The organism is Campylobacter sp. MG1 (assembly GCF_026616895.1).
Taxonomy (GTDB): Bacteria; Campylobacterota; Campylobacteria; order Campylobacterales; family Campylobacteraceae; genus Campylobacter_E.
Genome location: NZ_JANYME010000021.1, coordinates 1 through 10,814, shown reverse-complemented (window position 1 = coordinate 10,814; position 10,814 = coordinate 1). Strand labels below are relative to the sequence as shown.

Genomic DNA, 10,814 nt, shown 5'->3' with positions numbered 1-10,814 from the left:
TTTAAGTTCGTGTTAAATAAAATAACCTAACTTTTTTTACATTTGTGTAAATAAAGTGAAATTTATTTTTTAAGGAGTGACCCATGAAAAAGGGCTTTACAATGATTGAGTTGATTTTCGTAATCGTAATTTTAGGTATTCTTGCAGCGGTTGCAGTTCCAAAATTAAATGCAACTAGAGATGACGCTGAAGTAGCTAAAGCAGCAAGTAATTTTGCTACAGTTATAAATGATTTAACATCTTATTATACAGCACAAGGACAATTTGATACAGCTAATTGGAGAAATATGACAAATGTTCAAGGTGATGGTAATTTTCAAGTAAAAGGTAAAACTTGTGCTACTATTACATTAGATAGCGCTGCTGGAACAATTGTTGTTGCTGCAGATGCAAGTAATACCGATAATGTTTGTACTTCATTTAAAGATTTAGATTCAGTTAAAAATATCATAGGTGGAGATTTTAGTGCAAGTAGAACTATAACAGTAGGTGCTAGTGGAGTTAATTTTAACGCTACAACTAACTAATCCTTAATGTGTTTAAGGAATTGCAAACTTTATACCTAGCTAGCTATGTTAGCTAGGTATTTTTAAATTCTAAAGAAGGAAATTGTGTCAGATAAAAATAAAAACAAAACTCTAGCAAAAACTTGGGGAAATATAAAAGATGTTGCAGTTCTTTATGAAGATTGTAGAATGAAAGTTATTTGTTCTAATTATCATAGATATGGTATAAAGAACGCAGTAGGAATTCATTGGAGAGAAGTAAGAGATGAAAATGGAGATATGATACACAACGCTTATCCCGTTCAAGGCAGTGCTTATTGTCCTTTGCATTTAAATGATAATTTAACTTTAATTTTGCTTAAAGGCTTGTTAAATTCAGACCTATATATAAAAGTAACAGAAGAAAATAAAGGTTTAATTAAAGACCTTATTATAGAATACGAACAAAGAGTTAAAGATAATCAAAAATAATTATGAAAAAAGCATTCTCAATGATAGAACTAATATTTGTGATAGTAATATTAGGAGCATTAGCAGCAGTCGCAATCTCAAAGCTAAATGCAACTAGAGATGATGCCGTTATTACTAAATCAGCACAAAATTTAGCCACATTAATAGGAGAATTAGCATCATATTACACAGCACAATCTAAATTTAATGATGATATAAATAAAATGACTTCACAAAGATTAAAGGATAACAAATACTTTAATATAGAAAAATATAATTGCTTAGAAATAAGTGTAGATGAATATTATATAGTGGTTAAAAATATAAGCACTGATACATTATGCAAAAAATTCTTAAGCCTTTCATCAACTACTAATATCCTAACAGGTAGGATTTCAAAAACAAATAATAATTTTACTAATATATCTAAAAGCGATATTGTTTATATACCCGTCGGTGGAGTTGTAGGGGTTTATTGAATTTATAATCTTTAATTTTGATAAAAAACTATTAAAAAATACATTAAAAAATTGATATAAAATAAATTATTATATTAAAATGTTACAAAAAGTAATATTTTATTAAAATTTATATAAAAAATTATTACATAAATAAATTCTTTTTGTTATCATTCATAGTTCGGAGGTTAGAATGGATTTATTTTTATCATTACTTGGCTTTGTTGGGCTTGGTTTAATCGTATATTTATTACTTAAGGATAAAACAACCCCTGCTATAGCTTTTATTTTAGTTAGTTTGGTAGTTGCTATAATATTATTTGTAGCTGATTTGTGTGGTTTTGGAGTGGGAAAAGCACTTGGAGTAAAAGGTGAAGTTATTACTTTAAAAGTTTTAGCTGATCTTATAAAAGATGGTGTAAAAAGTGTAACTAGTACAGCTGCGTTATTTGTATTCTCTATTTTATTTTTTAGTGTTCTTAGTGCTAGTGGGTTTTTTACTAGGATTATAAATTTCTTATTAGGTAAAATAAGTGCAAATATTTATCAAATTACAATTTTAACTGCTGTTATGGCTTGTTTAGCGCACCTTGATGGAAGTGGTGCTTCTACATTTTTAATTGTAATCCCAGCAATGCTACCTATTTATGAAAGACTTGGTATGAGAAAATCATCGCTTTTATTAATATGTGCTGCTGCTATGGGTGTTATGAATGTTCTTCCTTGGGGAGGGCCAACTCTTAGAGCTGCTAGTGTTGCTAAATTAGATGCAAATGAACTTTGGCATCAATTAATGCCTATGCAAGGTTTAGGTCTTGTTTTAGCGTTAGTGTTAGCTATTTGGGTAGCAAGACAGGAGATTAAATTAGGTGCTGGTGGAAATTTAGCAGGTGTGAAACTAAATGTAGAAAAAAGTGAATTTCATAATGATAAATTCTTTTGGGTAAATTTACTTATATTAATAGTGGTTTTAGCTGTGCTTGTTGAAGGAACTTTACCTAGTTATTTTTGTTTTATGATAGGTTTTTCTGTTGCGTTGTTGCTTAATTATCCTAATTTAAAAATTGCTAAAAAAGTCGTTGATAAAGCAAGTGGTGGTGCTATTATGATGTATATTACATTAATGGGTGCTGGTATATTAATAGGTATTTTTGATAAAAGTGGTATTATGAATAAAATGGGAGCTTCAATCCTTGCCTTAGTTCCTAATGAATACGGATTTTTAATTCCTTTAGCTGTAGGTTTAACGGCTGTTCCTATGGCTTTAATATTTTGCACGGATTCTTATTTTTATGGTGTTATGCCTATAGTTTTAAGTGTTACTCAAGCATTTGGAGTAGACCCAGTAAATATCGCTATTATAATGGTTTTAGCTAGAAACTGTGCTACATTTATAAGCCCTGTTGTCCCTGCTACATTACTTGGATGCGGTCTTGCTGATGTGGCTATTAAAGATCATATAAAACGCTCATTCTTTTATATTTGGGGAATTAGTATTATTTGTTTAATTTTTGGATATTTTGCAGGTATAATTCCACAATTATTTTAAATTTATCTAGCTTAGGCTAGATAAATATTATTTTAGTGCTGATAAATATGTTTATTAGTTCAAAAGTTTGTAAAATTTAATCTAAATAATAAAAATTATTATTTACTAATAATAATCATTTACTATTATCTTATATAATAAGGAAAATCAATTTTAAAGGAGACAAAATGTCAGTAGAAAAACAATTATTACAATTACAGGCTGATGCTCACGCATTATTTTTAAAATTCCATAATTATCATTGGAATGTAAAAGGTTTACAATTTTTTGCACTTCATGAATACACAGAAAAAGCTTATGATAGCTTTGCCGGAATTTTTGATGATATGGCTGAAAGATTATTACAATTAAATAAAAAAGCTATAGTTTGTCCTAAAGAATTAATGGAATTAGCAAAAGCACCTAAAACTGATAAAACTTGCTTTGAGCCAGTTGAATTAATCGGTTTGATTGAAGCAGATTATAAATATCTTTTGGCTGAATTTCACAAATTAAATGAAGCTGCAGAAAAAGAAAATGATACTACAACAGCTGCTTATGCTCAAGAAAAAATAGCATCTTATGAAAAAGAATTATGGATGTTAAGAAGCACAGGTGCTACTAGTTGCTGCGTAAAATAATTTGATAGGCTCATTTTGAGCCTATTTTACAATTATTATATTTTTATTAAATATTTTAAACATTATTATCTTTGTAACTTTAAAAATTTATAATATTCCCTAATGATAAAGTAAGGGATTATATTATGAGAGATTATAATAGAGCGGTTGAAATTTTAGAAGAATTAAAAACAATGCTTGATGATGATAAGATATATATGCAAAGTGAAAACGATAGATTTTATCATAAAAATTTTATAAATATGATAGCAAAAGATTTCCCACATATTCCTTATGATGAATTAAAAGAAAAAATAGCTAATACATTAAGACAACAATGCGAAAAACAAAGTATTATTTTTGAAAATAAAAAATATATAATAGAAGTCCCAAATTTAAAGGTTATTTTGTATACATTTTTATGTATGAATACCATTGATAAATATGATTTTATAGATAAATCTAATATGCTAAACCTTTGTATAGGTATAGCTAAAACTTGTAGTGATGAAGTTGAATATACTAATGATAAATTAAGAAGTTTAATATCAGAATTAGCGAATATTTAGTTGCTAATTAGATATTGTTTCATTAAATTTCTTTTCTCTTTCAATATATGAATTTTTATTTTGCGATGCTTTCATACTGCCGGTATCATAGTTATATTGTTTTTTATCTACTATAACATATCCATCTAATTTAGCTGTATTGTCATTATATATAGTTGTTGTAAGATTCAAATCTCTTTTATTGTCATTTACTGGAGATGCATAGGCTTTGTAAGATATATTATTTGCATTAAAAGATGTCGTCGGATCTATTGATATTAATCCAGAATCTATTTTGCCATCATAGTTTTTATTAGTAGTATTATTATGTAATATAAAACTAGAAATAGATTTGTTTACATCTAATTTTAAAACGCTTGTGCTACCTAGCTCTTTAATCGTTACATAAGCCCTTAAAATTGATGAACTTGGGTTTATCATTAATGCGTTTTCAGTGTTTTCATAAAAATAATTTATATCTTTATTAGAATCAAAATCTTTATTTATATTTTTTTCGTAATCTAACCATTCGTTTTTTATAGCATTATAGTTGACATTATTGTCTTTTTGAAGATTAAAATTTTCTCCTAATATATTTATTATTATACTTTCTTTGTTTGCATTAACTAATTCAGAGGTATTTGGTGCTTTTATAATATAATTTGTCTTACCATCTAATGAACTATAATTTAAATTACCAGTAGGGGTTTGTGTATTAAATATATTATTATCTTTTTCATATTTATGTTTAATAGTGTAAGTGCCGTTAGCACCGTTTAAAACCATTTCTTTAATCATAGTACCGTTATCATCATTAGTTTTATTATATATTGATAAATTTCTATTAAATAAATTTAATTCAGCATTTGTTTGATTATTGCTTGATTTTGTTCCATAATAATAAACCCCATTATCACTTGAAGTAAAGTATTTATCATTAGGATTTACTGGTGTAGTATCTGGTACCGGATTAGGCACTGGTGCAGTATCTGGCTTTGGAGTAGTATCAGGTACTGGTGTAGTATCTGTATTAGGTTTAGACTGATTGTTTGAATTATTATTTTCTTCATTAGTTGTATTATTATTTGAATTATTATTATTTGTGTTGTTTATCTTATTATCAACCATAGCGATTGTTTTATCTTGGATATCATCTTGATTAGTATTGTCTATGTTTTTATCAGTATTATTTGTATAATTAGTATCTAATGCACTACTTAATGTTATACTTTTTACTTTGTTATTATTGCTTTGTGAATTATTATCTTTATTACTATCTTTGTTATTATCAGTTTCATCATTGTTATTATCTTTTATTGTCTTAGCTATATCAAATTCATTTATTCTTATATCTTGTATATTTGTAATTTTATTATTTTTTATACTAACTTGCTTACCTGAATGAATTAAAGAAACATTATTCCCAACTCTAACATCAATAGCACCTTGCAAACAAGCAAGTTTATTTACATTATTACTTATTTCACCTATGAATATAGTTCCTCTAATACCTATGGTTGCTGTATGTGCTTTAAGCTTAAAATTATTTCTAGCAAGTTTTGAAATTTCACCTGTAATAACTTTAAAACTTCCTTCATTAACTTCTAAATTTACTTTAGAATTCTTTCCATCTATTAAGTATTGTTTTATCTCTAATGTAGTATTTTTACCTAGAGTTGTTATTGTGTTATCACTAAATATTATTTGTAATCTAGCATTATCTAGTGTTTTTATAATATCACTTTCATCTAATTCTTGATTTAATATAGCCTTAGTAGAATTTCCATTACTTGATACTACTAATGCATCACCTCTAATAGCTGATATCTTTCCTACACTAGCATAGCTTAGTGTTATTATGCTTAATAATAATATTAGTTTTTTCATTATTACTTCCTTTTACAAGGTAAGTTTTTATTATTTACCTTGTAATCTGTTTATATTTTTGTCAATTTGCTCAATTTTAATTTTGTCTTCTATCCTACCTAAATCATTAGCTTTAATTTCAATGTCATTAACTTTTGCATCAATATTTGCTTTAGTTCCATTTGCATCAAAATTAATAAAATTATTACCTGAATTAGCTTTCATCTCTTGGATGCTTTCACCTAATTTTTTCTCATAATTTTTGATATTTATGTCTTCAAATCTTTGATTATTTTTAATACTTCTTAGCTTATTATTAGAAATTTCAAGTAATACTTCATCTAAATTTCTTTTCTCATAAGCACCTAGATAGTTTTCAAATGGTAATAATTTTACTGATGTTATATCATTTGAGTAATAATATTCTTTGTTGCTTTTATCATAATCAAAATACATATCTTTAACTTCATACCAATGTTTATAGTTATTGTTAACAAAGGTAGATGGTGTGGTGTTAGATTTAAAAATATTTTTCTTTATTTCTCCTAAAGTTATCATAATATTATTGTTATCTTCAGTGTATGTTTCATTTGTTTTGTCATATAATTTTTCTTCAAACACTTTGCTTGTCTTATCATAATTTTGTATTTTTACTTTTGAATCAGTTAAATTTATGTATTCTAATCTATTATTATCGTTAAAATAATATTGCAAATCATCATTTGACAGTTTTAAGGCAAATTCGTTATTGCTATTAGCAAATAATTTAAACTTATTAAAATTAACCAATTTATTATAATCTAACTCTAATTTATTAAATATGTCTTTATTTCCTTGATTTAATATCATATTAATATTTGATAGAACATGTGTATTGTCTTTAATTGTCATACTGTTTTTATCAGCCTCTATGATACCATTATTTAAAATAAATTTTCCATTAGATATTGGATTGTCGCTAAAAATATAATGACTTGTTATTATTTGACCTTGCATTTTTTTAAAATTATTAATTATGGTAATATTTAATGGTTTGTCGGATGTCATAAATTTTTTAGCACTATTCAAAGCATTTGTATATGGATCAACCGCGATTTCGTATATAGTTGTTTTTTTGTTATCAAAATCTATATTAGCAGCTATTGTTGTGGTTCCAGCTTTGCTATAATAATAGTAATTACCTGTTAGATTATTTTCATCAAAAGTTATTTTTTTAGCTGGTTCTAAAGGTATCCACTCTATTTTATCTTTTTCTTCTTCTAATTTGTCATTTGTACCATTATTGGTATCTGGATTTGTAGTGTTGTTTTCGTCAGGATTAGTTGTTCCTTGATTATTACCACTTCCATCAGGATTTACTTGGCTATTGCCATTGTCTGGGTTGGCAGTATTACCACTATCTGGATTGGTTGTCCCATTTTCATCTGGATTTGTTACTTCTCCGTTATTTTCGTTACCACTACCATCAGGATTAGTTGTTCCTTGATTATTACCATTTTCGTCAGGATTTACTTGGCTATTGCCATTATCAGGATTTATAGTTTCTTGGTTACCACTATCAGGATTGGTAGTATTGCCACCATTTGGATTAGTTGTTCCTTGATTATTGCCACCATCAGTACTTGTTGAGTTGTCAGTACTAGGTGTATTCGTATCTGAATTACTTGCGTTATTATCGCCTTCACTTGGGACTTTATTTTCACTATCTGGATTAGTTGTTCCTTGATTATTACCACTTCCATCAGGATTTACTTGGTTATTACTATTGTCTGGGTTGGTAGTATTACCACTATCTGGATTGGTTGTCCCATTTTCATCTGGATTTGTTACTTCTCCTTTATTTTCATCACCACTTTCATCAGGATTAGTTGTTCCTTGATTATTACCATTTTCATCTGGATTTACTTGGCTATTGTCATTATCTGGATTGGTTGTTCCTTGGTTGTTACCACTATCTGGGTTTGTAGTTTCTTGGTTACCACTATCTGGGTTGGTAGTATTGCCACCATCTGGATTAGTTGTTCCTTGATTATTGCCACCATCAGTACTTGTTGAGTTATCAGTATTAGGTATATTTGTATCTGAATTACTTGCGTTATTATCTGGATTAGCTAGTTCTCCATCTATTGAAGTATCTGAATTTCCACCTTGTGAATTACCATTTCCATTAGGTATAGATACTTCACCACCGTTTTCATTTGGAGTAGTTGTAGCATCTTCATCTGGGTTTACTTGGTTATTGCCATTGTCTGGGTTTGTAGTATTGCCACCATTTGGATTAGTTGTTCCTTGATTATTCCCGTTATCCGTATTTGTTGAGTTGTCAGTATTAGGTATATTTGTGTCTGAATTACTTGCACTATTATTTACAATGCTTGTTATGTTGTTTTTAACTGATTCTGTTTTTTTATTTTTATCGGAATTTTCAGTATTTTCCACACCAGTTGAGCTTTGAGATGAATTTTGTTCTGAATCAAAGTCGCTATTGCTATCTTCTGAGTTTGTAAATGTAAAGTCATCTAAATTTATTTCTTGTGATTGCCCTAATTTGTTTTTGTTTGTATTAACTTGTTTTCCTGCTTCTATTACTACTACTTGATTCCCAACTCTAACATCAATAGCACCTTGCAAACAAGCAAGTTTATTTACATTATTACTTATTTCACCTATGAATATAGTTCCTCTAATACCTATGGTTGCTGTATGTGCTTTAAGCTTAAAATTATTTCTAGCAAGTTTTGAAATTTCACCTGTAATAACTTTAAAACTTCCTTCATTAACTTCTAAATTTACTTTAGAATTCTTTCCATCTATTAAGTATTGTTTTATCTCTAATGTAGTATTTTTACCTAGAGTTGTTATTGTGTTATCACTAAATATTATTTGTAATCTAGCATTATCTAGTGTTTTTATAATATCACTTTCATCTAATTCTTGATTTAATATAGCCTTAGTAGAATTTCCATTACTTGATACTACTAACGCATCACCTCTAATAGCTGATATCTTTCCTACACTAGCATAGCTTAGTGTTATTATGCTTAATAATAATATTAGTTTTTTCATTATTAATTCCTTAGTCCTAACCCCCCCCCATAATAAAATAACGCTTTTATTAGGGTGGTATAAATTTTGCTATTATATCTAAATTTTATAAATAAAATATAATCTTAAAAAAGATTATATTTTATCATATGATTAATTTTGAGTATCGAGTGATTGTATTTTTTCGTTAATTTTTGAAGAATTAATACTTTCCTTAACAGTATTTTCAAATTCATGCGTTTCGCCATTTATTAAAACTTCACCTTTTATATTAGCTTCTTTATTATTTCCGTCAAATTTTAATTTGTTGCTCTCGCTTTTTGTTGACGCTTCCATTTTTATTTTAAAATCATCATAATCATATTTTGAAAGCTCATTATCACTTCCTAAGGGTTCTCCAAATTCTTGTATTTTTTCTGAACCTCTTTTAAATTTACCTTTTAATTCATTATTTTGAATTTGCATAAGTATTTTTTTGGTATCTTGCTCGTGAAATACTGATAATTTTAATTCACTAGGCTCTAAATGTGCGTAGGTCGTTCCAGTTGCTTGAGTGCCACCTTCATAATAAAAATCTCTTTTAGAATTTTTATAATCACCTAATCCATATAATTTATTAAAATTATTTTTTCTTATATCTTCCCATTCTTGTTGTTTTTTATCAAATTCACTTTTATCTGATTTTGTTAGTTTTTCATCATTGTTAGAATTTGTAACGTTTTTGTTTAATAATAAGCTATTTATATTAGCTTTATATTCAATCCTATCCTGATTTATTGAACCAGCAAATGCTCCAGTGCTTTCTTTATAATTCCCGTTATTAATCGTAGTTGAAGTTTTATTAAATGAATCGTCATAAGTTTTTGTAATTTTATTATTATTATCTATAGTGGTTTTGGTTACAGAATATTCTTGTCTTCCATCGCTTAATTTTTCATTTATAGTATAATATTCTAGTTGAGAGTTACCGTTTGAATCTAAATATAGTTTTGCGAAATTTCTACCATTTACATAATATGCTGTATTATTTGTCTTTGTTATCATAATTGATTTATAAAAATCGTCCCATTGTTTACTTAAATCATCAAAAATGTCTTTACTATCAGGATTAGATGATAAATCTATATTTGTGATACCTTTTTTGTGTGTATCATCATCATATATATTACCTTGAAATTCGTTTTTATCAAATTTTAGATTAATAGCACCTGAACCCAAATCAGTATTATGACCTTCAAAAGTAGATTTTTCACCTTCAGCAATCATCATTCCTGTTCCGGTTATATTATAATCTTTTGTGATATATTCTTTGTTTTCATATCTTTTTACTGTTAGTGTTTTAGAGTCTCCGTTTTGTTTGATTTTATATGCTCTAAATTCATTTATTTCTTTATCAGTAACTTTTTTATCATATATATTAATTTCATTATCTTGTAAGCTTAATTTAGCTGCTATACCATCTCCATTAATAGTCCCCATATTATCATAATAATAAACCCCCTTATCACTTGAAGTAAAGTATTTATCATTAGGATTTACTGGTGTAGTATCAGGTACTGGATTAGGCACTGGTGTAGTATCCGGTGTTGGAGTAGTGTCTGGTACCGGTGTAGGCACTGGCGTAGTATCAGGCACTGGCGTAGTATCAGGCACTGGATTAGGCACCGGTGTAGTATCTGTATTAGGTTTAGACTGATTGTTTGAATTATTATTTTCTTCATTAGTTGTATTATTATTTGAATTATTATTATTTGTGTTGTTTATCTTATTATCAACCATAGCGATTGTTTTAT

Annotated in this window: 9 protein-coding genes; 6 read left to right on the top strand and 3 right to left on the bottom strand. The window is 27.5% G+C overall.

Annotation, left to right across the window (positions count from 1 at the left end; genetic code table 11):
• The first annotated feature begins 83 nt into the window (after positions 1-83).
• The 6 genes from NY022_RS09430 to NY022_RS09405 all read left to right on the top strand — a co-directional run bounded on the left by NY022_RS09430 (position 84) and on the right by NY022_RS09405 (position 4,131).
• Entirely contained in the window at positions 84-527 is a 444-nt protein-coding gene (locus NY022_RS09430; protein WP_267525609.1) for a type II secretion system protein, read from the top strand.
• Between the two features lie 84 nt (positions 528-611).
• The gene (locus NY022_RS09425) at positions 612-977 is read left to right on the top strand and encodes a hypothetical protein (protein ID WP_267525605.1); all 366 of its coding nucleotides are present in this window, start codon (positions 612-614) and stop codon (positions 975-977) included.
• 2 nt (positions 978-979) lie between these two features.
• Complete coding sequence (locus NY022_RS09420) at positions 980-1,435, top strand: type II secretion system protein (protein ID WP_267525603.1); 456 nt, start codon at positions 980-982, stop codon at positions 1,433-1,435.
• A 172-nt stretch (positions 1,436-1,607) separates the two neighbouring features.
• Positions 1,608-2,963 (top strand): CitMHS family transporter, encoded by a 1,356-nt coding sequence (locus tag NY022_RS09415; protein WP_267525601.1) that lies wholly within the window; start codon positions 1,608-1,610, stop codon positions 2,961-2,963.
• A gap of 167 nt (positions 2,964-3,130) precedes the next feature.
• Positions 3,131-3,583: a Dps family protein gene (locus tag NY022_RS09410; protein ID WP_267525599.1), complete on the top strand. Its 453-nt coding sequence runs from the start codon at positions 3,131-3,133 to the stop codon at positions 3,581-3,583.
• Between the two features lie 125 nt (positions 3,584-3,708).
• The gene (locus NY022_RS09405; RefSeq protein ID WP_267525596.1) at positions 3,709-4,131 is read left to right on the top strand and encodes a hypothetical protein; all 423 of its coding nucleotides are present in this window, start codon (positions 3,709-3,711) and stop codon (positions 4,129-4,131) included.
• A gap of 3 nt (positions 4,132-4,134) precedes the next feature.
• Here NY022_RS09405 and NY022_RS09400 read toward each other — a convergent pair whose 3' ends face one another.
• The 3 genes from NY022_RS09400 to NY022_RS09390 form a co-directional block, all read right to left on the bottom strand.
• Positions 4,135-5,997, bottom strand: a complete 1,863-nt coding sequence (locus NY022_RS09400; RefSeq protein WP_267525594.1) for a FecR family protein — start codon at positions 5,995-5,997, stop codon at positions 4,135-4,137.
• Between the two features lie 30 nt (positions 5,998-6,027).
• Positions 6,028-9,042 (bottom strand): FecR domain-containing protein, encoded by a 3,015-nt coding sequence (locus tag NY022_RS09395; protein WP_267525592.1) that lies wholly within the window; start codon positions 9,040-9,042, stop codon positions 6,028-6,030.
• Between the two features lie 132 nt (positions 9,043-9,174).
• Positions 9,175-10,814, bottom strand: a 1,640-nt coding sequence (locus NY022_RS09390) for a hypothetical protein (protein ID WP_267525590.1), incomplete at its 5' end; no start/stop codon positions are given.

Bases quoted from the DNA above. Each gene is read 5' to 3' on its own strand.
- NY022_RS09405 (WP_267525596.1), top strand. From the start codon at position 3,709: ATGAGAGATTATAATAGAGCGGTTGAAATTTTAGAAGAATTAAAAACA.
- NY022_RS09395 (WP_267525592.1), bottom strand. From the start codon at position 9,042: ATGAAAAAACTAATATTATTATTAAGCATAATAACACTAAGCTATGCT.
- NY022_RS09410 (WP_267525599.1), top strand. From the start codon at position 3,131: ATGTCAGTAGAAAAACAATTATTACAATTACAGGCTGATGCTCACGCA.
- NY022_RS09420 (WP_267525603.1), top strand. From the start codon at position 980: ATGAAAAAAGCATTCTCAATGATAGAACTAATATTTGTGATAGTAATA.
- NY022_RS09430 (WP_267525609.1), top strand. From the start codon at position 84: ATGAAAAAGGGCTTTACAATGATTGAGTTGATTTTCGTAATCGTAATT.
- NY022_RS09400 (WP_267525594.1), bottom strand. From the start codon at position 5,997: ATGAAAAAACTAATATTATTATTAAGCATAATAACACTAAGCTATGCT.
- NY022_RS09415 (WP_267525601.1), top strand. From the start codon at position 1,608: ATGGATTTATTTTTATCATTACTTGGCTTTGTTGGGCTTGGTTTAATC.